The organism is Acinetobacter albensis (genome assembly GCF_900095025.1).
Taxonomy (GTDB): Bacteria; Pseudomonadota; Gammaproteobacteria; order Pseudomonadales; family Moraxellaceae; genus Acinetobacter; species Acinetobacter albensis.
In genome coordinates, this window is the sequence record NZ_FMBK01000006.1 from 36,363 (window position 1) to 62,964 (window position 26,602).

General features: G+C 39.0%; 24 protein-coding genes and 1 pseudogene. 13 read left to right on the forward strand and 12 right to left on the reverse strand.

Annotation, left to right across the window (positions count from 1 at the left end; genetic code table 11):
* Positions 1-99 precede the first annotated feature (99 nt).
* The gene (metG, locus tag GA0116959_RS05910) at positions 100-2,160 is read right to left on the reverse strand and encodes a methionine--tRNA ligase (RefSeq protein ID WP_092719380.1); all 2,061 of its coding nucleotides are present in this window, start codon (positions 2,158-2,160) and stop codon (positions 100-102) included.
* Between the two features lie 795 nt (positions 2,161-2,955).
* Here metG and GA0116959_RS05920 point away from each other — a divergent pair.
* Positions 2,956-3,765: a hypothetical protein gene (locus tag GA0116959_RS05920; protein WP_092719686.1), complete on the forward strand. Its 810-nt coding sequence runs from the start codon at positions 2,956-2,958 to the stop codon at positions 3,763-3,765.
* A gap of 115 nt (positions 3,766-3,880) precedes the next feature.
* Here the strand turns inward: GA0116959_RS05920 and GA0116959_RS05925 are convergent, their stop codons facing one another.
* A complete protein-coding gene (locus tag GA0116959_RS05925; protein WP_053579742.1) occupies positions 3,881-4,075 on the reverse strand; it encodes a hypothetical protein in 195 nt (64 codons plus the stop codon).
* 650 nt (positions 4,076-4,725) lie between these two features.
* On the opposite strand from GA0116959_RS05925, the gene sbmA reads away from it, so the two are divergent.
* Positions 4,726-5,922 carry a peptide antibiotic transporter SbmA gene (gene sbmA / locus GA0116959_RS05930; protein ID WP_053579743.1) on the forward strand — a complete coding sequence of 399 codons (1,197 nt, stop codon included), beginning with the start codon at positions 4,726-4,728 and terminating at the stop codon, positions 5,920-5,922.
* 68 nt (positions 5,923-5,990) lie between these two features.
* Here sbmA and GA0116959_RS05935 read toward each other — a convergent pair whose 3' ends face one another.
* Both GA0116959_RS05935 and GA0116959_RS05940 read right to left on the reverse strand, forming a co-directional pair.
* Complete coding sequence (locus GA0116959_RS05935) at positions 5,991-6,506, reverse strand: chromate transporter (RefSeq protein ID WP_053580306.1); 516 nt, start codon at positions 6,504-6,506, stop codon at positions 5,991-5,993.
* Positions 6,506-7,069, reverse strand: coding sequence for a chromate transporter (locus GA0116959_RS05940; RefSeq protein ID WP_092719386.1), 564 nt, complete (start codon positions 7,067-7,069; stop codon positions 6,506-6,508). The genes GA0116959_RS05935 and GA0116959_RS05940 overlap by 1 nt, the downstream gene beginning before the upstream one ends.
* A gap of 98 nt (positions 7,070-7,167) precedes the next feature.
* On the opposite strand from GA0116959_RS05940, the gene GA0116959_RS05945 reads away from it, so the two are divergent.
* The 4 genes from GA0116959_RS05945 to GA0116959_RS05960 all read left to right on the forward strand — a co-directional run bounded on the left by GA0116959_RS05945 (position 7,168) and on the right by GA0116959_RS05960 (position 11,079).
* Complete coding sequence (locus GA0116959_RS05945) at positions 7,168-8,079, forward strand: LysR family transcriptional regulator (protein ID WP_092719389.1); 912 nt, start codon at positions 7,168-7,170, stop codon at positions 8,077-8,079.
* Positions 8,080-8,108: 29 nt separating this feature from the next.
* On the forward strand, positions 8,109-9,173 hold the full coding sequence (locus GA0116959_RS05950; protein WP_425304203.1) for a DUF1176 domain-containing protein: 1,065 nt from the start codon (positions 8,109-8,111) through the stop codon (positions 9,171-9,173).
* A 285-nt stretch (positions 9,174-9,458) separates the two neighbouring features.
* Positions 9,459-10,469, forward strand: coding sequence for a hypothetical protein (locus GA0116959_RS05955; protein ID WP_244878572.1), 1,011 nt, complete (start codon positions 9,459-9,461; stop codon positions 10,467-10,469).
* Positions 10,470-10,557: 88 nt separating this feature from the next.
* On the forward strand, positions 10,558-11,079 hold the full coding sequence (locus tag GA0116959_RS05960; protein WP_092719392.1) for a hypothetical protein: 522 nt from the start codon (positions 10,558-10,560) through the stop codon (positions 11,077-11,079).
* 328 nt (positions 11,080-11,407) lie between these two features.
* Here the strand turns inward: GA0116959_RS05960 and GA0116959_RS05965 are convergent, their stop codons facing one another.
* From GA0116959_RS05965 to gatC, 4 genes are all read right to left on the reverse strand, one after another.
* The gene (locus GA0116959_RS05965; protein WP_092719395.1) at positions 11,408-12,058 is read right to left on the reverse strand and encodes a hypothetical protein; all 651 of its coding nucleotides are present in this window, start codon (positions 12,056-12,058) and stop codon (positions 11,408-11,410) included.
* 85 nt (positions 12,059-12,143) lie between these two features.
* Positions 12,144-13,622 carry an Asp-tRNA(Asn)/Glu-tRNA(Gln) amidotransferase subunit GatB gene (gatB, locus tag GA0116959_RS05970; RefSeq protein ID WP_092719398.1) on the reverse strand — a complete coding sequence of 493 codons (1,479 nt, stop codon included), beginning with the start codon at positions 13,620-13,622 and terminating at the stop codon, positions 12,144-12,146.
* A complete protein-coding gene (gene gatA / locus GA0116959_RS05975) occupies positions 13,623-15,101 on the reverse strand; it encodes an Asp-tRNA(Asn)/Glu-tRNA(Gln) amidotransferase subunit GatA (protein ID WP_092719401.1) in 1,479 nt (492 codons plus the stop codon). It abuts the gene before it with no gap.
* 52 nt (positions 15,102-15,153) lie between these two features.
* A complete protein-coding gene (gene gatC, locus GA0116959_RS05980) occupies positions 15,154-15,468 on the reverse strand; it encodes an Asp-tRNA(Asn)/Glu-tRNA(Gln) amidotransferase subunit GatC (protein ID WP_053579752.1) in 315 nt (104 codons plus the stop codon).
* Positions 15,469-15,601: 133 nt separating this feature from the next.
* Here gatC and GA0116959_RS05985 point away from each other — a divergent pair, with 133 nt between their 5' ends.
* The 6 genes and pseudogenes from GA0116959_RS05985 (at position 15,602) to GA0116959_RS14245 (ending at position 20,348) form a co-directional block, all read left to right on the forward strand.
* Complete coding sequence (locus tag GA0116959_RS05985; RefSeq protein WP_053579753.1) at positions 15,602-16,648, forward strand: rod shape-determining protein; 1,047 nt, start codon at positions 15,602-15,604, stop codon at positions 16,646-16,648.
* Between the two features lie 16 nt (positions 16,649-16,664).
* Entirely contained in the window at positions 16,665-17,522 is an 858-nt protein-coding gene (mreC, locus tag GA0116959_RS05990; RefSeq protein ID WP_053579754.1) for a rod shape-determining protein MreC, read from the forward strand.
* A complete protein-coding gene (gene mreD, locus GA0116959_RS05995; protein WP_092719403.1) occupies positions 17,509-18,000 on the forward strand; it encodes a rod shape-determining protein MreD in 492 nt (163 codons plus the stop codon). The genes mreC and mreD overlap by 14 nt, the downstream gene beginning before the upstream one ends.
* Positions 17,988-18,552 (forward strand): annotated as a pseudogene (locus tag GA0116959_RS06000) (Maf family nucleotide pyrophosphatase). Before mreD ends, GA0116959_RS06000 begins: the two are co-directional and overlap by 13 nt.
* A 38-nt stretch (positions 18,553-18,590) precedes the next feature.
* Complete coding sequence (rng, locus tag GA0116959_RS06005; RefSeq protein ID WP_092719406.1) at positions 18,591-20,045, forward strand: ribonuclease G; 1,455 nt, start codon at positions 18,591-18,593, stop codon at positions 20,043-20,045.
* A 132-nt stretch (positions 20,046-20,177) separates the two neighbouring features.
* Positions 20,178-20,348: a PA1571 family protein gene (locus GA0116959_RS14245; protein ID WP_092719409.1), complete on the forward strand. Its 171-nt coding sequence runs from the start codon at positions 20,178-20,180 to the stop codon at positions 20,346-20,348.
* A gap of 54 nt (positions 20,349-20,402) precedes the next feature.
* Here GA0116959_RS14245 and GA0116959_RS06015 read toward each other — a convergent pair whose 3' ends face one another.
* Complete coding sequence (locus GA0116959_RS06015) at positions 20,403-21,782, reverse strand: WS/DGAT/MGAT family O-acyltransferase (protein WP_053579758.1); 1,380 nt, start codon at positions 21,780-21,782, stop codon at positions 20,403-20,405.
* A 176-nt stretch (positions 21,783-21,958) separates the two neighbouring features.
* Positions 21,959-22,690 (reverse strand): phosphoadenylyl-sulfate reductase, encoded by a 732-nt coding sequence (locus GA0116959_RS06020; RefSeq protein ID WP_053579759.1) that lies wholly within the window; start codon positions 22,688-22,690, stop codon positions 21,959-21,961.
* Positions 22,691-22,889: 199 nt separating this feature from the next.
* On the opposite strand from GA0116959_RS06020, the gene thrH reads away from it, so the two are divergent.
* A complete protein-coding gene (gene thrH, locus GA0116959_RS06025; protein ID WP_092719412.1) occupies positions 22,890-23,507 on the forward strand; it encodes a bifunctional phosphoserine phosphatase/homoserine phosphotransferase ThrH in 618 nt (205 codons plus the stop codon).
* Positions 23,508-23,584: 77 nt separating this feature from the next.
* Here thrH and GA0116959_RS06030 read toward each other — a convergent pair whose 3' ends face one another.
* Together GA0116959_RS06030 and GA0116959_RS06035 are read right to left on the reverse strand one after the other, a co-directional pair.
* Positions 23,585-24,775: an OmpP1/FadL family transporter gene (locus GA0116959_RS06030; RefSeq protein ID WP_092719415.1), complete on the reverse strand. Its 1,191-nt coding sequence runs from the start codon at positions 24,773-24,775 to the stop codon at positions 23,585-23,587.
* A gap of 334 nt (positions 24,776-25,109) precedes the next feature.
* The gene (locus GA0116959_RS06035) at positions 25,110-26,402 is read right to left on the reverse strand and encodes an OmpP1/FadL family transporter (protein WP_092719417.1); all 1,293 of its coding nucleotides are present in this window, start codon (positions 26,400-26,402) and stop codon (positions 25,110-25,112) included.
* Between the last annotated feature and the right edge of the window lie 200 nt (positions 26,403-26,602).

Genomic DNA, 26,602 nt, shown 5'->3' on the forward strand with positions numbered 1-26,602 from the left:
GATTGACGTCGATGCCACAGGTCAATTGATAAGAGGTGAGGTTAGTAATAAAAAAGCCCCTACAATGTAGAGGCTTTTTCTTATCTCAGTGTCTAAATCTTAAGACACTTTATCACCCGCTTTAGCGCCAGATTCAGGTGAAATCACCCAAACACCTTCGCCATTGCCCGCAGCGAGCACCATACCGTTTGAAATACCAAAACGCATTTTACGTGGAGCAAGGTTAGCGACCATGACCACCAATTTGCCTTTAAGGTCTTCAGGTACGTAGAACTCACGAATACCACTGAATACATTGCGTGGTTCAGCTTCACCGACATTTAAAGTCAATTGAAGCAATTTGTCAGAGCCTTCAACGTGAGCCGCATCTAAAACCTCAGCAACACGCAGGTCAACTTTCATAAAATCTTCAATGCCAATAATCTCTGCTTCGCCAACTTTAAGTTCAACTTTGGCAGGTGCAGCCTTCTTCTCTTTTTTCTTTTCAACTTTGACAGGTTCAGCCGCAGCTGCTAAAGAGTCTTTAGAAGCATCCACCATTGCCGCAACCGCTTTCGGGTCGACACGTTGCATGAGCGGTTGGAACAAAGCAATTTCATGATCAACCAAGGCAGTTTGAGCAGAAGCAAAGTCAAAGCGGTCTAATTTTAAGAAGTCTTGAACTTGCCCCGCCAAAGTCGGCAACACAGGAGCAAGATAAACCGCCAATTGACGGAAGAGGTTAATCCCCACAGAACATACATCATGTACTTGCTGTTCTTCACCTTCAATTTTCGCAAGCGCCCAAGGCTTTTTCTCATCAATGTATTGGTTTGCTTTATCTGCCAATGACATGATTTCACGAATCGCGGCAGAGAACTCACGCGCTTCATACTGAGATGCAATTGAAGCACTCGCATCAATAAAGCTTTGAACAAGTTCTGGCTCTGCACAAGTTGCACTTAGCTTATTATCAAACTTAGTATTGATAAATTTGGCACAACGGCTGGCAATATTCACCACTTTACCGACCAAGTCTGAATTCACTTTCTGAACAAAATCATCCAAATTCAAATCAGAATCTTCAACTTTATCCGACAGTTTAGAGGCAAAGTAATAACGTAAATATTCAGGGTTTAAATGTTCAAGGTAGGTTTCAGCTTTAATGAATGTACCACGTGATTTCGACATTTTTTGACCGTTTACAGTCAAGAAACCATTCACGAATAAACCTGATGGCGTACGGTAATTTGCACCTTCAAGCATTGCAGGCCAGAACAATGCGTGGAAGTAAACGATGTCTTTACCAATGAAGTGATAGACCTCATTTTCAGAATCTTTTTTCCAATAATCATCAAAGCTTAAGTCTGGACGTTTGGTTTTAATATAGTTTTCAAAACTCGACATATAACCAATTGGCGCATCGACCCAAACGTAGAAATATTTATTTGGCGCATCTGGAATTTCAAAACCGAAATATGGCGCATCTCGTGAAATATCCCAATCGTTTAAGCCATTTTCAAACCATTCATCCAGCTTGTTGGCAATAGAAACAGGTAGACGACCTTCATCACGTGTCCATTTCTGTAGATATTCAGCAAAATTTGGAAGTTTAAAGAAGTAATGATCAGACGATTTTTCAATTGGGGTTGCACCACTTAAAGTCGATTTAGGTTCGATCAACTCAATTGCATTATACGTCGTGCCGCAGACTTCGCAGGCATCGCCGTATTGGTCTTCCGCTTTACATTTCGGGCAGGTGCCTTTAATAAAACGATCCGATAAAAACATACTTTTTTCAGGATCAAACAATTGCGTCACAGGACGAATGGCAATATTGCCTGCTTCACGGTTTTTGATGTAAATCTCAGACGAGCGATTTTTATTTTCTTCACTATTGGTCGAATCGTAATGATCAAAATGTACACCAAAACCGTCAAAATCACGGATATGTTCTTTTTGCACATTGGCAATTTGTTGTTCTGGTGAAATGCCATTGGCTTCTGCACGAAGCATAATGGCTGTACCGTGAGCATCATCCGCACAGACATAAGTCACGTCATGTCCCATTGCACGCATGGCACGAACCCAAATATCAGCTTGGATATAACCGAGCAAGTGACCCATATGAATGGGGCCATTGGCGTATGGTAGGGCGTTGGTGACTAAGATATTACGCACGGATATAACTCTCTCATTCGTATTTTATGCAAGGTGGATGATTTTACCTGAGTTAATAGCAAGATGCACAAAGGAATAGCGGAAATGTGTTCAAAAGATACTTAAAGTCAGTGTGCGTTAATCGGCGTGATTGAGTATTTATAGCCAATTTGAGTAAGATACTGAAAAAGAAAATCAAGAAAAAATATTTTGCCTAAAAATGCCTAAAGCTATGTGCTGACTTTTATGATCAAACTCTAAAGTAGATTTTAAAACGGACGAATGAGATGTTTAGCCTGTTACTGGCTATGACCATTATTTTATTTGTTGTATTGTCGATTTGGCTCGGAAATATGAGAGATGAAAATAATTCAAAACAATTGAGACAGAGTCAAAATAATGACCATCAAAATTTCCCGTATCTGGCTAAATACGTGTTCTTTTATCAGCGCATGCATTTGAGTGATAGTGGCAATTGGGTAGGGGATTCCTTGAGCTGAACACACCAAAGCAGTTTCTATTCACGTTGCAACAGCAAGCATATCTAGAACAAAGTGATCAAATTGAATCTATCAAACCAACCATTAAAAATTGCTGGCAAAGATGTGCGACCTCATAATGATTGGGCAATTTCTGAAAACGAAAAAATGTTATTGAGTGTGTATAAAATTGATTCGTGGAAGCAGCTAAGCTTGAATAAATGGTAAAAGCTTCAAATCTTGAACAGTAAACTTCGTTATAGCAATTTTCTTCTATATTCGCTCGCCAATAATAGGGATAATGGTCTTAAAGAGATAATGTATGAGTTATAAGCACATGATCGATGCTGATTTTGAAGATGGTTTTGATGATTTTGAACAAGAAGTCACCCGAATTCCTCAACACGAAAAAGGTAAACAGCTCGGGCAAAGCATTTTGCAAAATGCGGGTCAATATCTACAATCGATGTCGGCTGCTGAACACAAACATCTCATTCAGATGTTAAAAGGACTTGCAACTCAGGAGCCATATTTTGAAGTGTTGGCAAATCAGTTAGATCAGCCTGTGGAGAATAAAGTTGCCAATGATGCCTTAAACTTAGTCCATATTTGGACGTTAATGAATCAGCATGAAAGCGATGTCGACTCTAATCTTCTGGACGTTATTCAAACAGACTATTTTCAAGTTGAATTACTTGAAGCTTTTGATGCACTTGAAACGGGTGAAAATAAAATCCAACGCCGTTTGGTGATTGAGGAAGCATTTAAGCTTTATGATATGCAGTGTTTTGCGGGTTGTGTTCCACTTTTATACGCTCAACTGGAAGGATTGCTCACGGATGTGCTGCTTGCAAGGGGTTATTTAACGCAGCATCAAACCAAATTTATTGATGTATATAAAATTGTACCGGGACTTAAAGGCAATGAAATAAAAAGTTTGTGGCACAAAGCAAAAATTGCCTGTGAATTGAATACTTATTTTTCAGAATTGGCCGCATATAAAATGGATAACAGCTCGACTGTAACCATGACACGGCATAATATTCTACATGGTACAGACGTCACGCAGTTTAACCAAGAACGTAGTTTTATCTTGTTTATTTGGTTGTTTTCAGCAATCAGTTTTATGAGTACAGTTAAAAACTAATCCAACGAAGACTGAAGTGAAAGCGAGCAGTTCTTGAATTGAACTAGAGGTATTTCACTTAAGTTGATTTTTATTTTATATCATTACTCGTTTAGTGGGTCAAAATGAACGACATTTAGAGTTCACGCCACACTTCATTTTGATCTTTAAGTGATACGGTAAAATTAAAGTCTGAATCATCACATACCAATAAACCAGTCGGCGTTTGCATCAGTACTTTCAAAATTGTACCTTGTTCAAACACTAAAGAAGGACAATTTTCTTTTTCAAGAGTAATCGGTTTGAGTAACTCAATAACTGTTTTACGCATATTGCTTCCCGTTAGCAGTAGTTCTGATGTCGTGAAATTATAGCATAAGTTGCTATATATTTAATCTATTTCAGTTGTTTGCCCAATAAAGGTGCATTATTGGGATAAATGGAAATGCTTCATATACATCAAATAATTTAATCATCATTCTCTTATTTAAAGTTTCTTTGGCTTAAATGACAAGTATATGGATGTCTTAAATGAGTTTTAAGATTGGTTTAATCAACAGGGATGAATATAGAAAACTACAGAGTTTGAAAACGCCATCATTGATTTCTTTATAAAGACTAAAGCTTTTATATGGTTGTAGTGTTTTACTCAATATTGGTTTTTTATTTGTAGCCCATTTTTTGTATGTCAGACCAGATCTGTATTTTATGCTCATCAAAATAAAGCTGATGCTAAATAGAAAGAAACATAAAGACGATAAGCATGAGGTCAATACATCCCCTTAAACTTTTTGTCTATTTTAATTTATAAATTTTTGAACAAAGCATTCTAAAAAAACATTTCACAAACAGTCAATATATTGCTACAAAGATGAAAACACGAGAATAATGGCCAATCCGTTTTAAAGGTTCAAATTTTACTTTTGATCTTTTGAAGCAGGATTCCGTTGCACACTAAAAATAAAGGATCACCCGCCAGTAATGTTTAAATCTTTTTTCCCAAACCCCAAATGGTTCTTTTTATCACTGATACTCTGGTTCGCCTTTAATTTAACGCTTTGGTATACAGGTGGGAATGGATGGGGCACATTTTTAGGTTTTGCTGAAAATTATCATAAAGCAGAATTACCTATTGGTGTTAGTCGCTTTTGGACACCTGCATTTTTATGGTTTTATTTATGGTTCTTGGTTTCTACCGTCATTTTTGCATTATTTTGGCGTTTTAAATCGGATCATCCTTGGCAGAAATGGTCCGTATGGGGTTCGGCTTTTATTTTATTTAATATTTGGTTTTCTGTTCAGGTGAATGTGGTTGTAAATGCATGGTATAACCCATTTTATGACCTCATTCAAAAAATGTTAAGCAGTGGTGGGGGAGATGTTAACGATTTATATCAAGGCGTTATGACCTTTTTATATGTTGCAATGGTCTATGTCACGATTGCGGTCTTTAATTTATTCTTTGTGAGTCATTATGTGTTCCGTTGGCGTACTGCCATGAATGATTACTATACAGCTCATTGGGAGCAGTTGCGTCATATTGAGGGTGCTTCACAGCGTATTCAAGAAGACACCATGCGCTTTGCCAAAACCATGGAAAGTTTAGGGGTGAGTTTGGTGGAAGCACTGATGACCTTGTTGGCATTTTTACCTGTTTTGTTTGCGCTTTCTGTGCATGTAAAAGAAATTCCTGTTTTTGGTGAAATTCCTTATGCTCTGGTTTGGGCCGCAGTCGGTTGGGCACTTCTGGGTACATTCATTTTAATGTTGGTCGGCTATAAACTGCCCGGTTTAGAGTTTAATAACCAAAAAGTTGAAGCCGCTTATCGTAAAGAATTGGTCTATGGTGAGGATTATGCAGATCGAGCAGATCCCTTAACCCTGAATGAGTTGTTTAGCAAAGTTCGATTTAATTATTTTCGCTTATATTTCCATTATGCCTATTTTAATTTAGTGCGTATTTGGTATATGCAATTGGATAATTTATACGGTCTGTTTGTGCTTTTTCCAAGTATTGCTGCGGGCGCAATTACGTTGGGTTTAATGATGCAGATTAGTAATGTTTTTGGCAAAGTACGTGAATCTTTTCAGTATTTAATTGCTTCATGGCCGACGATTATTGAACTACTTTCTATTTATAAGCGTTTGCGTGCATTCGAATCGACTTTAGATCCCTAAGATCACATTTTTATTTAAAACCGCATTTTCAAATAGTGAATGAAAATGCGGTTTTTTACATTAAAATTTTATAAAAATGCGACACCTAAGCCTGCGCCAATCAGCATTAACCAAATCGGATGAATATTCTTAAAAAAGCCTAATCCTGCCGTAATGACCACAATAATGACCAATAAAAGATTATAAGCAGAGCTTTCAGCAATAATCCATGCACTGACCAAAACTAGTCCAACCGTAATCGGTTTTAAGGCTTTTTCAAAGCGTGATCGAAAAGGGTGATCTTTAAAATTATTCCAAAACTTTAAGGCAAAGATGGTCAGGACTGAAGAGGGGCCAAATTTAGCAATTGAGGTGACCAGTAAACCCATCGGCCCTGCAACATGCCAACCGATGAGCGGCACAATCATCATATTGGGGCCAGGTGCGGCTTGTGCCATAGCAAACATTGAACTAAATTCTGATGCAGTCATCCATTGATGAATATTGACCACTTGATTTTGCATTTCGGGCAAAATGGCATTGCCACCGCCAAATGCCAACAGCGATAATTGCGTAAATACCAAGGTCAGAGTGAATAAAATAATCATGCTTTTCGAACTCCTAAAATAAACAGATTAACTGCCACTAAAATGAGTAAGGTCAGTGCCAATGGCAACTTTAAGAAAAGCATAAAAATAATGGTCAAAGTCAGCGTAAAAAGGGTTAAATAACTTTTCAAAATAGGTTTTAGCATTTTTAAACCGGTTGCAAATAACAGTCCTGCGGCAGCGGCAGCCAAGCCTTGAATCATGTGTTGCACAGTTGGAATACTTTGAAAATGTGAATAAAGCTGATAAATCAAGATCACAATTAGGGTGGGCGCAAAGATTAAACCCAGCACAGAACTCAACGCACCTTTAATCCCTTGAAACTCCATGCCAATCGCGACAGCCATATTAATGATATTGCCACCTGGCAAGATTTGACAGACTCCCAATAAATTGGTGAATTGCTCTGAACTGAGCCATTTTTGTTCTTTCACAATCATGTGATGTGCAAGAGGCAGTACGCCACCAAATCCCATCAGACCAAGTTTCATAAAGCCTGTAAATAATTCCATAGTGGTTGGGTGTTGTACCTGTTCTACAGAAATAACCTCAGTATTCATGTCTTGATCTCCTCTTTGATGGGAGCATTATGCGCTTGTTAAAATATGATGAAAAATGCTATTTTTAGCACCAAGCATACTTAAAAAGTATATCTAAAATGGATTTTCATAAACTTAAAGCTTTTGTTGCTGTCGTCGAGGAAAGTAATATCTCCCGAGCCGCCATTCGTATGAATATGCAACAACCGCCTTTAACCCGAATTATTCAACAGTTAGAACAAGAACTGGGTGCGACATTACTGAAACGCTTACCCCGTGGTGTGGAGGTGACGGAAGCAGGAAAGGCGTTATATCAAGAAGCCTTGACGATATTGGCACATGCTCAAGCCATTCCGAAACGAGTACAAAATATTGCTCAAGGTCTAGAGGGGCAGATCAATATTGGATTTACCAATTCAGTGGGTTTGCATTCATTTTTACCTGCATTGCTGCGTCAGTTTCGTGAAGCCTTTGCAGCCGTTTCGATTCATCTTGAAGAAGATGGCAGTAATTCATTAATAGACTCGATTATTAACGAAAAAAATGACATCGTCTTTTTGCGTAAACCGGCACCGATAGGTTTAGGACTCAATAGCTTACATATTTTGGATGAACCTTTAATTGTGGCTATGCCGAATAATCATCCTTTAGCAGGAGTAAATACCCCCATTCAGTTGTTGGGTTTAGAGCCTTATGATTTTGTGTTATACCGCCGCTTAGCTGGGCAGGATTTATTTGATAATATTTTAGCCAGTTGTTACCAAGCCGGTTTTAGTCCGAATATTGTACAAGAAGCCCCTCGTTTAACCTCAAGCCTCAACTTGATTGCAGCAGGGATTGGACTTTCAATTGTGCCTGAGGCGATTCAAGATTTTTGGAATAAACAAATTGTGTATAAAACCTTACAAGCTGATACGCCCTGTATTGCACCCATTTATGCGGTCTATCGAAAGGATTTAAACAATGTTCGCATCCAGCATCTGTTGAAATTATTCCATAATATTGAAATGATAGATGCTTCGATAAAATAGAAAAATAGGACCACAATAAGATGAAAATTATTCATGGCTTGATGAGTTTCGGGGCACTTTTTTTGACCCTGCCAACTACCTTTGCACAACCTATTCAAGGTACTTCTTTTTCTCATTTAAATTGGGAAGTTTATTGTAGTAATACAGGAACCTGTCGTGCTGCGGGTTATCAAGATGATAATCATCAAGATTATCCTGCATCGATTTTACTCACACGTAAAGCTGGTGCTCAACAAGCGCTACAAGTAGACTTTGCTTTGTCGAATAATGATCAAGCCTTTGATCAAAATAAACTTAAAAATATCCATTTTTATATAAATGACAAAGACTACGGCGTAGTGTCGATAGATGGTTCTGAAGCCCCATTAATTGGCACTCTGAATATAAAACAGCGCAATGGATTACAACAACAGGCCAAACAAAATGCAAAAATCGTGTTTAAAAATGCCCATTACACATGGCAGATTTCCGACGCTGGCATGACTGCTGCGTTGTTAAAAATGGACGATTTTCAGAAACGTATCGGAACTGTAGGGGCTTTACTCAAACGCGGTAAAGCCAGTGAGTCAAAGGTTTTGACTGCACAACCTAAATTAATGATCAGAAAAGTAAAAACAGCAGAGAAACCATATTTAACACTTCAGCCTCAAAGTAAACCGTATGCAAATTTGCATAAAATTTTAATGGCAGCGAAACCAAGCATGAAAGACAGTGGTGATTTTTGCGAAGGAATTTATACAGAAAAAGGCGCGCAATCCCAAGCCATTGAATTATATTCACTAAGTAATCATAAAGTGTTGGCCACTACAACATGTTGGCGAGGTGCTTACAATGAAGGTTATGGAGCATGGGTCATTGATCGATCTTTAAAAGGCAAAGCCACGTTTGTGACAGAGTCTGCATCTGATTTTGGAAACGGCGAAATCGGTAGCGCACAAAAAGGGCGGGGTATTGGAGACTGTTGGGCCATGAGTGCATGGATTTGGAATGGTCAAGTCTTTGTACAATCTCTCGATCGTTGGTCAGGAATGTGTAAGGGAATTGCTGCTGGCGGTGTGTGGAATTTAGATCGAATTGAATCAGTGGTGAGATAATATCACCTCGTATCAGATCCATTAAGGCTTGGAAGTACAGCAGATATATTTTTAATATTCTAAGATCTGCAATTCTTTCGAAAAATATTTCCGATACATTTTTTGAAGTGTTATCTGGTTCATATTTAAGACTGAAATACTTAAAAAATTGGCAGTTTATCGGTGTTTTAGTCTTAAAAAATGAAATTTAATACAGTAAAATCAATAACAAAGTTGAATTTACATATTTGAATGTTGCTCATTTTCCTATATTTTCTGAATGAAAGTAGAATTGAGCATCGATACGTGAATTTTAAAACACTGATCTGGATGATTGGAGTGGGGATCGCTTTACATGGCTGTACGAGCTTGAAAAAATTCAGCTCAGAAGACCCGATTACACAATTTGCGACTCCACAAGAATTCATTCTTCAAAAAAATATTAACCATGCCAATGGAAGTACGAAAGAGTATGTCTATGTATGGGGAGCAAAACATAAGGAAATTGAACCACAATCTCTATATCCAAGAAAATATTTAAATCAGTATTGTTCTGCCAAAGAGGGTAAATTTAAACTTTTATATAAAAGTTCGATGACTCTGGTGCCGAATAGTTCAGATAAAAAACGCTTATTGGCTGCGGGTGAGGTAAAGCAAGGCATAGGGGCTTACCAATGTGAGCAAGCCGACGGAAAAAACTGGATTGTTTCGATTGAACCCGTTGCTGAACATAAATTAAAAGAAGGCAGTGAGACACGTGTAGTGGTGTTGCAAACGAAAATCTTGAGCATTGATGAAGCCCAAAGTTTGTATAAAAATAAGGCAGAAAATATCAATATAGGGGATAAAAAACCCCATTTAAATGAGCAAAAAAATAAAAAGTTAAGCAATAAGATGACTGTTAAAAAAGATCTTGAAGCTAAAAAAGATCTTGAAATCAAACAAGATATAGGTCTGCAAAAAGAACAGAAAATCAATTCAGAAACTCTAGTCAAGCCAGCATCTCAAGGATCTGAGACGCCTCAGCAACAGCAACTCAAAGCCTATGTAGCAGCACGTCGTGATTTGAGTAAAGGTCAAAATCTGGTCAATGCCTGTAATAACGCACAGTATGCTTATAACTATGGGAAATTAAAGGCAACCAGCGCCAGTGTATATAAAGATTCAGGGATGTTGGTGGCGCGTTGTTTAACCAGTGTGCCTGCTTATAGCAGTCGTTTTTCTAATCCCAAAGGACAAGCTGTAAAAATTTTACAGAACTTAGCTACTCAGCATAATCATGTAGGTGCAAAGCAGAAGTTGACTCAATTGAAGTAAAGGATTCCAGTTAGGTTACAGAGTCATAACAGGTGCGCATATACGCTCTATGATACAAATAAGTGAATTGATTTCTGGAACTTAGTTTATGTCACATCCTGTTTATGCTTTCAGCCATCGTCGCTTTTCTCATTTAAGTCGTTCATTTTTTATGGCGGCAGTTGTATTGGGCGCGACACAATTTACACTTGCTGGACCTACGGTAGATCAACTCAGTGATTGTTTGGTGAAATCGACCACTCCAACAGATAAAACTGCGGTGTTGCAGTGGACCTTTGCTGCGCTGTCTGTCCATCCTGACCTAAAGGCTTATAGCAATGTCACTGATGAGCAGAGAACACAGTTGGATCAGAAATTGGCTCAAACTTTACAGCGTATATTGGTCGAACAGTGTTCTGTACAAGCCAAAGCCGTGATACAGGCGGAAGGCTTACAAGCCGTGGGAGATAGTTTTCAAGAATTAGGCAGTATTACTGGCGAAGAAATTTTAAAGAATCCAGAAGTGAAACAGCAGTTAAAAGGCGTGGTGCGTTATTTGGATTTAAATAAATTGATGATGACTTTTTTAACCCCTGATTTGTTTAATAAGTTAGGTGTAATTCGTAAATGATTTAAAACCCCCCTCTAAGTTTGAGGGGGTTTTTCAACGAAATTTAAACTTTTAGTTTAATGAATATGCCTTGTCGTTATATTCATAACGGTTGACATCGTATTTTTGACCATTCCACTGATAAACAGTAAGGCATAGATCTGCGCCACCATTTTCTATATTTGGTCAGTCGTCTTTTCCTTTTGTTTTTAGATAAGAATGGATTTATTTTAATTTTTTTTGTGTAATTACTATATCAAATAAGTATTAAAAAACCCGATTCATAGTAGGTTTCCGTTTTTAGAAATAGATCAGCTTAGCCAAGAATTTTTTTGCACGCATATTGGTATCACGATGCCATATCAACTTGATCATTATGTTGTACTAAAGAATTTGTAGTGGCTTGTGTTATCTCAGCGTTAGTGATTGTCGCTAAAAATTTTAAAGCCTCTTTCATATCATCTCCCTTTCTCAAGGCCGAAATAGAAAAGATAATGAATGAAAAGCCAATTAAGCCATCAAGCCATTGAATATTCCAAAAATGAAATTTACCAGTAAAAATAACAATGGCGAATATTAAAAATATGGCATAAAGAAAATAATATATTCTAGAAATGAGCTTTGAAACTCTCCTTTTTTTTGAATAAATGATTTTATTGTCTTGTTTTCTAATGTCAATGAATCTACTTCCCCAATAATATTGTTCCGTAGTCCTATCAAAGTTTGCTAAATCGTTTTCATGCAAATCTATTAGGTGATGAAGTAAGTCTGAACTCATATCTATTGAGCGACTAATATTTTGAGCAGCCTTGTCTCTTAATAATCTTGGATATTTATCCGTATCGACTCGATAAAATTTTTCAAAATATTCAGTAAAGTTTTCTAGCTCATCTTTAAATTTTTTGCGCTTATGCTCACCAATTGCATGTAGAGTTTTAGGTATAGAGAATATAGCAACAATGAGTGCGATAATTGCGGCTATGGGATTTATAAATTCCATTCTAATTATTCAAAGTTATGATTTTAATCATTATATAAAAAAGCCCCGATAAATCGAGGCTTTTTTATCAAATTAAAATATTAGCTTAACCAATCAATTTCTTCATCAATTCATTCACTTGAGCAGGGTTAGCTTTACCCTTAGACTCTTTCATCACTTGACCGACAAGACCGTTAAATGCCTTCTCTTTACCCGCTTTGAATTCTTCAACCATCTTCTCATTGGCAGCAAGCACATCTTTAATAATCGCTTCAATCGCACCTGTATCAGTTTCCTGCTTCAAGCCTTTTTCCGCAATAATCTCATCCGCAGTTTTGCCTTCTTCCCACATAAAGCCGAATACTTGCTTCGCAATTTTACCGCTAATGGTGTTATCCACGATACGTGCAACCATGCCGCCTAGCTTTTCAGCCGAAACAGGAGAGTCTGCTAGTTCTAAGCTTGCTTTGTTTAAAGCACCAGAGAACTCGCCCATCACCCAGTTTGCAGCCACTTTACCTTGAGCCGCACCGCCAGCAGAAGTCACGACAACTTCATAGAAATCCGCCAGTTCACGAGAAAGCGTAAGTACGTGTGCATCATATTCAGTCACGCCAAAGTCCGCGATGAAACGTGCACGACGTGCTTTAGGTAACTCAGGTAACTGAGTACGCGCCACTTCAATTTGATCGTCAGAGATAATCACAGGCAATAAGTCAGGGTCTGGGAAGTAGCGATAGTCATTCGCTTCTTCTTTCGAACGCATTGAACGCGTTTCCATCTTCACCGGATCAAACAAACGCGTTTCTTGGTCGATCTTACCGCCATCTTCCAAAATCTCCATTTGTCGTTCAATTTCAACATTGATCGCTTGTTCGATGAAACGGAATGAGTTGAGGTTTTTAAGCTCACAACGAGTACCGAATTCATTGCCCGGACGACGTAAAGACACGTTACAGTCACAGCGGAACGAACCTTCTGCCATGTTGCCGTCAGAAATACCCAGCCAACGCACCAAAGTGTGAATCGATTTAATGTAGGCTACCGCTTCTTCAACTGAACGCATATCTGGTTCAGACACGATTTCAAGTAAAGGTGTACCCGCACGGTTTAAGTCAATGCCTGACATACCTTCAAACTGGTCATGGATTGATTTACCCGCATCTTCCTCTAAATGTGCACGAGTTACGCCAATGCGTTTCACTGTACCATCTTCAAGTTGAATGTCGATGTGACCTAAGCCAACAATCGGGTTGTCCATTTGGCTGATTTGATAGCCCTTAGGCGAATCTGGGTAGAAATAGTTTTTACGTGCAAATACCGATGCTTGGTCGATATACGCATCAATGCCCAAACCAAAGCGAATCGCAAGATCAACCACTGCTTTATTTAATACAGGTAATACGCCCGGCATCGCCAAATCCACAAGGCTGGCTTGTGTATTAGGATCTTGGCCAAATGTCGTTGAAGAACCAGAGAAGATTTTAGAATTGGTCGCAAGCTGAGTGTGAATCTCGATCCCAATTACGACTTCCCAACCATCAATCAAAAGCGATTTTTGAGCTGTTTTTTGAGTGTTCGACATTTATGCATTCTCCTCAGCAATTGCAGCGCGTTTGCTATGCCAATCGGTTGCTTGTTGATACTGATGCACCACAGACAATAATTGGGATTCCGACCAATAGTTACCAATCAACTGTAAGCCTACAGGCAGATTCTCTTTATCAAAACCAACAGGCGCATTAATTGCAGGCAGACCTGCCAAGTTCACAGCAAGGGTGTAGATATCACCTAAATACATTTCAGTCGGGCTGAGATTTGCCCCAATTTTATACGCTGTGGTTGGTGCCGAAGGGGCCGCAATGACATCTACCGATTCAAACGCTTTTAAGAAATCTTGTTGAATCAGACGACGTACTTTTTGTGCTTTCACGTAGTAAGCATCATAGTATCCAGCAGATAGCGCATAAGTACCAATCAGGATACGACGCTGAACTTCTTTACCAAAACCTTCTGAACGTGAACGTTTGTATAAGTCCATCAAGTCCACAGGATTTTCACAGCGGTAACCGTAACGAACACCGTCAAAGCGTTGTAAGTTTGAAGATGCTTCAGCAGGTGCAATCAAATAGTAGGTCGGAACATAGGCATCTGTCATGTTGAGATCAATCTCAACCAAGACTGCGCCCATTTCTTCTAATTTTTTCAGTGATTCTTCAACACGTGCTTTAACTTCAGCATCTAAACCTTGAACATTGAAATATTGTTTTGGAATACCAATGCATAACCCTTTTACAGATGTGCCGTTTAGGTTTGCAACATAATCATCAACGTCTTTTTCCATAGAAGTTGAATCTTTTGCGTCATGACCTGCCATCACGTTCATGAGATAAGCACAGTCTTCAGCCGAACGAGCCATCGGCCCGCCCTGATCCAAGGATGATGCATACGCGATCATACCGAAACGTGATACACGACCATACGTTGGTTTCAGCCCTGTAAGACCACAGAATGATGCAGGCTGACGAATTGAACCACCTGTATCTGTACCTGTGGCAAACGGTGCCAGATCAGCTGCAACAGCCGCCGCAGAACCACCCGACGAGCCACCCGGAACATGATCGAGTGCCCATGGATTTTTGGTTGCGCCAAAGTAAGAACTTTCTGAGGTCGAACCCATCGCAAATTCGTCCATGTTCACTTTACCTAAAGTGACCAAACCTGCATCTTTGCCCTTTGTTACAACGGTTGCATCGTAAGGTGAGATAAAGTTATCCAGGATTTTAGAGCCTGCGGTGGTTTTAATGCCTTGGGTACAGAAAATATCTTTATGTGCAATGGGAATGCCTGTCAGGAATGTCGCATTACCCGCTTTACGTAGCGCATCCGCAGCATCTGCTTGAACAAAAGCCTGTTCAGCAGTCACGGTGACATAACTTTGGACATGTGCATCAATTTTTGCAATGCGTTTTAAATAATGTTCAGTGAGTTCACGAGAGGAGAATTTACCTTGAGCTAAACCCTCAGCGATTTCGCGAACCGATAAGCGATGTAAATCTGTCATAAGAAATATTTCTTTACGTTTAATTTAATAAAATAGTTCAACTGAATGTAAATTATTCAATCACACGTGGTACTAAATACAAGCCATCTTGCACAGCAGGTGCAACAGCTTGATATTGTTCACGATGATTTGTTTCAGAAACCACGTCTTCACGCAAGGGTTGTGCATGGTCAAATGGACTTTTAAGCGGCTCGACACCTTCGGTATCAATGCCTTTTAAGGTTTCCATCATGCCTAAAATTTTATTTAAACTTTGAGCATATTCAGCAGATTGCGCGTCATCAAGCGATAAACGAGCAAGATGGGCGATTGCTGAAACTGTTTGTGCATTTAAATCTGCAGAATGCTGTGCATCCGGTGTAGACATAACATCACCTGATCAGTATTAAAAAAAAATCAAAATATCGTGCGTTATAATAAGCGATTGACTTGTTCAAAGCATCACATTTAGTTAAAGTTGCCACCTTGCGCCCACATAAAGTTTAATCGAGAACGTCTCCGTGATTCTAAAAAGACTAATTGGCTTGTTTTCGCCCGATCTAGCCATTGATTTAGGTACAGCAAATACACTTATTTATGCACCAGGCCGAGGCATTATATTAAATGAACCGACGGTTGTGGCCATTCGTCACAGTGGTTCACAAAAAATCGTTGCCGCGGTTGGACTTGATGCTAAACAAATGTTGGGTCGTACGCCTGCAAATATTACTGCCATTCGTCCGATGAAGGATGGGGTAATTGCAGATTTTGAAGTGACCGAAACCATGCTGAACCAATTTATTAGCAAGGTACATGAAAAACGTTTGTTTCCACCTGCGCCGCGTGTTGTGGTGTGTGTGCCATGTAAATCGACATTGGTTGAACGTCGTGCCATTCGTGAAGCTGTATTTAATGCAGGCGCACGTGATGTCCGCTTAATTGAAGAACCAATGGCTGCTGCAATCGGTGCTGGTATGCCAGTTGAACAAGCCTGTGGTTCAATGGTAGTAGATGTTGGTGGCGGTACCACTGAAATCGCGATCATCTCGCTACAAGGCTGTGTCTATGCAGATTCACTGCGTATTGGCGGTGATGTTTTTGATGAACAAATCATTAATTATGTCCGTAAAGCGCATGGTTGTGTGATTGGTGAGACCACAGCTGAAAAAATTAAAAAAGAAGTCGGGATGGCTTTACCTGATTTAGATAGTAAACCACTAGAAATTGAAGTACATGGTCGTAATTTAGCGGAAGGTGTCCCGCGTGCGATTACAGTGACTTCTGTAGAAATTACTCAAGCGATTTCGGATCCATTACAAAATATTGTATCTGCAGTGAAATCGGCACTTGAACAAACGCCACCTGAATTGTCATCTGACATTGCAGAACGTGGCATTGTGTTGACGGGTGGTGGTGCATTACTGCGTAATCTTGATAAATTACTGGCTCAGGAAACAGGTTTACCTGTGGTTGTTGCAGAAGATCCTTTGACTTGTGTAACACGTGGTGGTGGTAAAGTTTTAGAATTCTTTGATAACCCAAATCATGACATGCTCTTTGTCGGTTAAGTAAGGGATTAGGCGGGTGCAAACAAATCTGTTTTCTAGACAACCGCCATCTTTTCGCTCATTTATCATTGCGGTCATTACATGTTGGGTGGTGCTATTTTTTAATTGGCGCATGCCACATGTAATTAAACCCGCGCGTGATGTCTTGTATGCGGCATATAATCCCATATATGCCCTAGCAAGTTATCCAGTGTTATCGCGAGAATGGCTGAATCAACAAACCAAGTCTGAGGTCCAGTTGCGACGTGAAAATACCGCAATGCAAGCCGAGCTATTACAGGCACAAGTCCGCCTACAAAAACTCTCTGAACTTTCTGCTGAAAATACCCGCTTAAGAGGTTTGCTCGATACGCCATTGATTATTGATGGTCGTATGGAAATTGCAGAAGTGATTGGAACGGATGCAGATCCACTTCGACATATTATTGTGATTAACCGTGGTGCCAGTAGCCAACTCAAAGTGGGTCAAACAGTATTGGATGACAAAGGCATTATGGGGCAGATTATTAATGTCTATCCGCATAGTAGTCGAATCATGTTGCTCTCTGATAAAGAACATTCCCTTTCGGTACGTTTAGAGCGTACAGGTATGCGTGCGATTGTATCGGGTACTGGCGATTTAGGTCATTTAAAAATGGAATATGTGCCGACCAGTGCCAATATTAAAGTGGGCGATAAAGTCTATAGTTCTGGGCTTGGAGCACACTTTCCTGCAGGTTATTTGGTAGGAACAATATCGAAAGTCAATCGACATAATTCCGGTGAATTTGCCAAAATTGAGGTGACTCCAGCAGCGCAATTGGCAGGCGGACATCATGTTGTGGTTCTATTTTCTGATTCGTTAGCGATGGAGCAACCGTATGCTAATCGCTAAATTACGTTCGCAAAAAAATCGTGATCCTTTAATTGCAATTATCCTGTCCGTGATTGTGTGTTCTGTATTGATGGTTTATCCATTGTCTTATGCCATTTCAGGCGCACGCCCATTATTTATGTTATTGGTGATGCTGTTCTGGGTCATGTGTCAGCCGACTTGGTGCGGCATTTGGTTTGCATTTGGTACTGGGGTATTTGTTGATCTACTAATTGATGCCCCCTTGGGGATGAATGCTTTAAGTTTTGTCACCGTTGCTTTTGTTGCCAGATTTCTGACCCGTGAACGCCGTATTTTAACTTTTGGTAATTTGTGGGTCATCAGTTTTATGGCTGTATTGGCGCATTTATTCATGACGTGGATAGCTCAAATTATGGGGGGAATGCAGTTTTCAATTGCAAGACACTGGCAACCTCTATTAAGCAGTATTTTCACTTTTCCTGTAATTTACTTTTTACTGAAAAAATGGCGCATTTAATTTTAGCGTCAAGTTCTCCGCGTCGTCGAGAACTGCTGCAACAACTTGGACTCCAATTTGACGTTTTTAGTCCCGAGGTTGATGAGTCGGTTTTAATCGGTGAGGGCATTGCTGGATATGTTCAACGGCTGGCTTGTATCAAAGCAGATGCGATTTCAGCTCAATTTCCAGATGCAGTCGTCATTGCAGCAGATACTAGTGTGGGTGTGGAAGGTAATTTTAGGAAAACCCGAATCGAAACAACATGCTTTTGAAATGTGGCATGCTATATCAGGACGAAAACATGATGTATTTTCAGGCGTATGTGTCGGTACAAGTAAACAAAAATCAAGTATAGTGGTGCAGACCCACGTTGAGTTTCAATCTTTAACTCTCAATGATATGGAAGAATATTGGGCAACAGGCGAACCTGTGGGAAAAGCGGGCGCTTATGCCATTCAGGGTATTGCAGCACGTTATATTCCGTGTATAGACGGAAGTTATAGCAACGTGGTGGGCCTACCTTTATATGAAACAATACAGTTATTAAAAGCCCTTAAGGTTCTAAATTAACGGGTAAAAAGAATTTTTATAATGTTTTGAGTTTTATTATGTCTGACGAATTGTTGATTAACGTCACCCCTATGGAATGTCGGGTGGCCTTAATCCAAAATGGTACGGTCAATGAACTATTTTTAGAACGCACAGTAAAACGTGGTTTAGTAGGTAATATTTACAAAGGCAAAGTTGTGCGTGTGCTTCCTGGTATGCAAGCGGCATTTGTCGATATTGGTTTATCGCGCACTGCGTTTTTGCATATTAACGACATGGTGTGGCCACGAAATCAACCTACACCAAATGTGTTTGAATTGTTACAGCCCGGTCAAATTCTCACGGTTCAAGTGATGAAAGATATGCTTGGCACCAAAGGGGCACGTTTAAGTACAGATTTATCTATTCCCTCACGTTATTTGGTTCTGATGCCTTATGGTCATCATACTGGCGTATCTCAGCGTATAGAAGCTGAAGAAGAGCGTGACCGCTTACGTTCTATCATTGAAAATATTCAAACTGAACATAAATTACCAGGAAGCGTGATTGTACGCACCGCTGCAGAAGGTATTCCAGAAGCAGACATTGCGCAGGACATGGCATATCTGGCTAAGTTGTGGGAGTTTATTCAGCGTAAGCAAAAAGTGATTGCTGTACCTTCATTGATTTTCGAAGAATTACCGTTACCACAACGGGTCATTCGAGATTTAGCCAATGCAGATACCACAAAAATTTCGGTTGATTCACGTGAAATTCATGCCAAATTACAAGAATTTGTCATGGAGTTTGTACCCAGTATGCAGAATAAGGTCATTCACTATCCGGGTGAACGTCCTATTTTTGATTTGTACAATGTAGAAGATGATATTCAGAAAGCACTTCAAACCCGTGTCGCGTTAAAGTCTGGTGGATATCTGATGATTGATCAGACGGAAGCAATGACCACAATTGACGTTAACACGGGTTCTTATGTTGGGGGGCGAACACTCGAAGACACTGTATTTAAAACCAATATGGAAGCGACTCAAGTAATTGCACGACAGCTGCGTCTGCGTAATTTGGGCGGCATCATTATTATTGATTTCATTGATATGCAAGAAGCTCAGCATCGTGAAGATGTAATGAAACAATTTGATCGCATGTTAGAACGTGACCACGCCAAAACTAAGATTACCCAAGTGTCAGAGTTAGGCTTGGTTGAAATGACACGCAAACGAACTCGTGAGTCTTTAGAACATTTAGTCTGTGAATCATGTTCGACTTGTCAGGGGCGTGGATATGTGAAAACTGCTGAGACAGTATGTTACGAAATCTTTCGAGAAATCTTAAGATATGCGCGGGCTTTTGAATCTAAAAGTGGCTTTACTGTCGTAGCTCACCCTGCAGTGATTGACCGATTATTAACAGCAGAAGCGCCTGCAGTGGCGGATTTAGAGCATTTTGTTGGACGGGTAATCAAGTTCCAAGTGGAAAATTTATATACGCAAGAGCAATACGATATCATTCTGAGCTGAAATTGTAACAGAATGTCGTTAAACACTTGTTACATCTGAAATTTTACTTTCGATCTTTAATTTTGAATACTAGTCGTACGTATTAGCCAAAGCCAAATTCTCCCTTTTTGGCTTAGCAAAAAGAGGTATGACATGAATATGAGTCAAGTAATTATTAATCAAAGTTTGAAAGTTTTAGACAATAAACCTGCACACAGTGGTTATATTGTAGATGAGCAAGGTAAAGAAGTTCAGATTACGGCTGCGATGATTCGTTCAGTCTGTCATCAATTATTAAATCAATGTCGTACAATTAAAAACTAAGGGGCAGAAAATGCCCCTTGGTTTATTGCTTGTTTATTTTTTAAGAATTTGCGGCTAACTTACCGCTTCAAGCTTTGGGGATTGTTGTTCCACAATTTTTTCAAAACGTTGAATTTCTTCCTCTAAATGGGTCAGTAAATTTTGCATTTTAGGTAATGCATTCCGACAACCTGTTAAACCCACTTCTAATTTATCTAAATAACTGGTCATGGTAATATTCAATGCCTGTCCATCCAAAACAATAGACGCTGGATAAAGTGCATCAAGCTTAGCGCCATTCCAATACAAAGGTTCACGTGGACCTGGCACATTAGAAATGACAATATTGAAGGCTTGGCGTTTAGGCATTAAACCTGACGCGATATTCAGTCCTGCTGGACCATAAACAAAGGCACTATAATTCAAAATCTGTTGGGAATTCATTCGTTTAAAACGATTTTTTGCATTTTGCATACTGCGCTTAATCACGTCTAAACGCTCTAGCGGATCTTCTTTGTCAGTGCCTAAATTGGCTAAAATCATGGTAATTCGATTTGAAACTTCAGAATCATCATCGCGGATAGACGCAGGCACCATAGCAATCAGTGGTTTTTTAGGGAGCGCAGTCTGACTAATCAGATATTCACGCAATGCACCAGAGCAAATAGCCAGCACTACATCGTTAATAGTCACACCCAATTCTTTAGCAATTTTGCTTAAACGTGCCAATTCAAATGATTGAGCTGCAAAGCGACGAGAAGAACTGACGCGTTGATTTAAAATACTGCTTGGTGCCTGAAAACTTGAAACATAGTCGGGATTACGTCCCATGTCTTTGATAATGGTTTGAGAGAGCTCTCGAAAGACAGTAGGGGTTGCTTCAAGTTGCTGTTTAACCCCATTCATAATTTTTTTAAATCGGCTTGATTTCGGTTCTTTTAAGCGTTTAGCACGAGGTCCTTCTACACACCAAGGCGGTACAATGCGGTTCCCATGAGGGTCATGAGAAAGCGATTTTTCAACCAAGCGCATGCCTGCAATACCATCCACCATCGCGTGATGAATTTTAAAGTACATGGCAAAGCGATTGCCTTCGATCCCTTCAATGATATTACAAGTCCAAAGTGGTTTTGCCCGATCAATTAAAGCGCTGTGTTCTTGAGAAATATAGGTTAATAATTCACGAATTCGACCCGGATGAGGAAGCGCAATATGACGGAAATGATGATCTAAATCAAATTCTTCATCTTCATCCCAAAAAAAACCATTGAGTTTATTATTAAAAGGAGGCACTGGGATAGATTTAGAGTTACGAATATCGGCAACTAAATCTTGAATAAAAGTTTCAGGGGCATTGTCAGGGATTTGAAATAGAAAAAGTCCCCCAACATGCATGGGTTGTTGTCTTTTTTCTAGTGATAGAAAAATAAAATCAATCGGATGTAAAGGACGCATAGCGTGGAATGCCTCACTGCAATTTCATAGGTCGTTCTTATATGAACAAACTTGTTAGAATTATAAAAACCGTTTTTCAAGTATAACTTTTTTCAAATAGAAAGAAACAGGTTTCTGTATAATCGGTTAAAGGTGAAAACCAGAAACCACCATGATCGATGGTTTCTTAAAAGTTATTATTTTAAGTTACCCGCATGCAAACCGCATTCTTTATGGGTCGCTTCTTCCCACCACCAACGACCTTCACGTTCATGCTGATTTGGAAGAACAGGGCGAGTGCAAGGCTCGCAACCAATTGAAATAAAACCACGTTCATGTAATGGATTATAAGGAATTTCCATCATGCGAATATAACTCCAGACATCTGCACTTGACCAGTTTGCCAATGGATTATATTTAATCAGCTGTTTACCCAAGCCAGAAAATCCAGCATCGGCTTGTACCACAGGAATTTCATTACGCGTACCCGGGCTTTGATCTTTACGTTGTCCCGTAATCCAGCCATCTAGAGTCGCCAATTTTTTGCGTAAAGGCTGAACTTTACGAATACCACAACATTCCTGATGGCCATCTTCAAAGAAACTGAATAATCCTTTTTGTTGAACCAGATTTTCAATCGCTTGAGTTTCAGGAAAACAAATTTCGATATCAATTTTATAGTGTTTACGCACTTGTTCAATAAATTGATAGGTCTCTGCATGTAATCGTCCTGTATCTAGGCTGAAAACACGAAAAGGCTTACCCAAATTTGATGCCATATCAATCAACACTACATCTTCAGCACCAGAAAATGAAATAGCAATTTCACCATCTTGGTTTAACGCCAATTCTAAAATTTCACTGGGTGATTTATCGGCATATTCAGATGCGAGCGCATCGACAAGGTCAATGGTGGGGATTGTAGTCATGATCGTTCCTGGCTAATAGGCTTGGACACTTAAAAACCTATATTAATTTAATTCACAACAATTTTAATAGAATTAGAATAATCTGCTTAGCACTAAAAAATAAATACTTATGAATTAAATAGATTTAAAAAACAACATTTCATTGACCTATTTTTAAGCTATGATAACGCAAAATTTATTACTGACGTTGGGAGAACCCATGGAAATCGTATGTCTTGATCTTGAAGGTGTGTTAGTTCCAGAAATTTGGATTAACTTTGCCAAAAAAACTGGCATAAAAGCATTGGAAGCGACCACACGTGATATCCCTGATTACGATGTGTTGATGACCCAACGCCTCAATATTTTAAAAGAGCATGGTTTAGGGTTAAACGATATTCAAGCTGTGATTGCAGATATGGGGCCTTTTCCGGGTGCTAAAGAATTTATAAAATGGGTCAGTACTCATTTTCAATTGATTATTCTTTCCGATACTTTCTATGAATTTGCTCATCCGTTAATGCGACAGTTGGATTGGCCAACCATTTTTTGTCATAAATTGGAAACTGATGAAAATGGGATGATCTCGGCTTATAAATTGCGTCAACCTGATCAAAAGCGCCAAGCTGTGAAAGCATTACATGGTTTAAACTTCCGCGTTATTGCAGCAGGTGATTCATATAATGATACAACTATGCTTGCTGAGGCAGATCATGGTTTCCTCTTTGATGCACCTGATAATGTCATTGCCGAATTTCCGCAATTTCCACCTATTCATGGCTATGAAGCATTAAAAGAAGCGATTCGTAATGCCTCAGTGCGCGATATTCCAGCTTAATCTTTAAGTCTATAGAATAAAAAAGGCGCTCATAAAGCGCCTTTTTTAATTAAACTAAATTTATATTTCATACAAAATTAGAAACGGTAACCGATTTTCATACCATAACCAAATGCAGTATTGTCTTCAAATTCGGCGACTTTATTTCCGCCCGTTTGTGCAGTTGCATCACCTAGCCAGAAATATTTAACACCCGCTTGAATAAAATAGTTTTCAGCAGGGCTGTATTGGCCACCTAATCCTACGCTCCAATAGCCTTCAGTTGGCCCAAGAGTCGTCACGGGATTTCCTGCACCAGAATCATATCCAATGGCTGCTGTACCTGACCATTGACTGTTAAATTTATGACCTAAACCGACGGTTGCAGACCATTGATCATCAGAATAATCAATGAGATTTTGTGCTTTGCCTCGAGCTTGTTGTGACAGTTGCGCGAGTAAAGGCGGAGTTACCACAAAGTTATCCCAGTGTACCCAACGAATATTGGCGAAGGCTAAAGTGTTTTGAGCAATACCTGTTTGTAAATCAAGATTGACAGATTGTGGCGTAATGGCTTCAGTTTTACCTACTAAACTGAATGGAACAGTAACGATACCACCACCCATTGATGGTGGGAGGGTAATCAACGGTGATGCAGTTTCATGAGAATCTGCATCATGTTTGATTTCTGATCTATAGGTCATTGCCGCTTTTAATGCTATTTCTGGAACTTGATAAGCAAAACCAGCAATCCAGCCAAATGCAGCTTCTTCCTCAACTTTAATATTATAAGTGCCCAGTGCGGCTTTTCCACCATACGCTAGACCACGTAATTTAATGTCTGCTTCTACAGTTTGGTACACTGGACCTGCATAAAAGTTCCAGTTTTTATGAGGTTGATAGCCAATTAAAGCCGTAATATTTTGTGTCTTTACTTCTACACGGGTGCCTTCTATTTGGTCACCAAACATCAAACTATCTTCTGAATATTGAGCATCTGCGCCATAGGGTTGATCGTACAATAAGCCTAAAGAAATTTTATCTGAAGCTTGAACTTTAATCGCTGCAGAAGGGAAATAGTAATCTTCAGCCATATCATCGACTTGATTACCCAATAAATCCGTACCTTCAACACTCGGGTCTAATACAGAAATACCCGCTTCAGCATAATTTTCTGGTTGTAAAAAAGCTGAAATTGACTGGCCTGAACGGTCTAAACCACCCGCAAAAGTTGCTGTCGCTGGAAATAAACTGAGTAAAATAGCGGTTTGAATAGAATTAAACTTCATGGATACTTTTCCCTGATATCACTTTGTAACTTAAAGTGGGTGAAAAGTAACATAAATAAAAAAAGAGTAAATACTCGGTTAAGATAATTTAATGAACTGGCTCATTCAAAAAAAATAATTTGACTGGACTTAATACTTAAATAATATTCATAAATATTATTTGATTGCATGAATTAAATAACATGATAACTTTTTAAATTAAGGGGCTTTATTGTTTATTCCTTTTGGTTGAATTTGAGACATATAAAGAGAAGAGCATAAAAAATTTTATTAGAATCTGATAATAAAAAACCCTAGAAAGCTAGGGTTTTTTTGAAAAATATTGGGCATTAAATTAGAATTTATAACCCATTTTTAAGCCATACGCGATAGCATCATTATCTTCAAAATTTGCTACATAAGAAGCTGTACCAAAGTCCGAAGCAACTTGAGCTTTGGCATCACCTAACCAGAAGTATTTAACACCACCAGCAATGAAAGTTTGTGGTGTTGGGCTAAATTGAGCACCCAAACCAACATTCCAGTAACCTTCAGTTGGACCCAATGTAGATACAGGATTGCCCGCACCAGAGTCCCAACCTATAGAAATATTACCAGCCCATTGTTCACTTAACTTACGACCTATACCAACAGTTGCTGAGATTTGATCATCTGTGTATGCAACTAAATCAAATCCTTGAGATTTACCAGGAATGAATTTTGATGCATGACCAAAATCATTTGGACGAATAGAGAAATCTTTCCAGTTCACCCAACGAACATTTGCGAATGCTACTGTATTTGCCATTACACCTGTTTGAAAATCTAAATTTACAGATTGAGGTGTTGTTATTTCAGTTTGACCTGGTGTGTATCCAAGAACAGGATTAATTGTTGCAGCTAACCCACTAGTACCTAAACTTTCAGTTACTTGTACTTCGTGTTCAATTTCAGAACGATAGGTAACAGATGTTTTTAAAGCAATTTCAGGAATTTGATATGCAAAACCTGCAAGCCAACCAGTAGCACCATCTTCACCAATATTGGCATTGTAATCACCAAATGCTGCTAAGCCACCGTATGCAACACCACGTAATTGAACATCACCTTTTACAGTTTGATAAACGCCACCACCATAAATGTTCCAGTTTTCAGTCGGTTGAAAGCCTAAAATTACTGAAATATTCTGGGATTTTACTTCGACAGCTGTTCCTTCTGTACCATTATGAAATGCACCTTGATTAGCAAATGGAGCTAATGGGCCAGGTAAAGCAGCTGTTTTTTTTGTATCTGTTTTATATTCAGCATCAGCACCAAATGGTTGGTCGTAAATTAAACCAAAAGAAAAGTGATCAGTAAGCTGTAGTTTTAGTGCAGCGCTAGGAAAGTAATAATCACCAGCCATTTCACCAACACTTGTATTTTCAAGCCCGATAGCTACTGCTGGTGCTGCAGGATTTGGAGTCCATCCACTTTTTACATTACCCGAAACATTAGGGTCTAAAACTGAAATACCTGCTTCAAAATAGTTGCCTGGCTGTAAAAAAGCGGCAATTGATTGACCTGAACGATCAAGAGCGGCTGCGAATGCACCTGTCATGGGTACTGTTGCAAGAATAATCGCGGTAGTTAGTGTTTTTAATTTCATTCTTTATCTTCCCTAGAACGATACATATGTTATGACATTTTTTGTGAATGCTTTTTTAATATCTGGAGAAATTAACTTTAAAAGCTAAGATCGATTGTTACTCCATGTGACAAAAATAGCACAATTAAATAAAGAGTAAATGCTCTAGAAAAATAAAAAAATATGAAAAGTTATTTTATTACTTTTTTAAAGTTAATTTT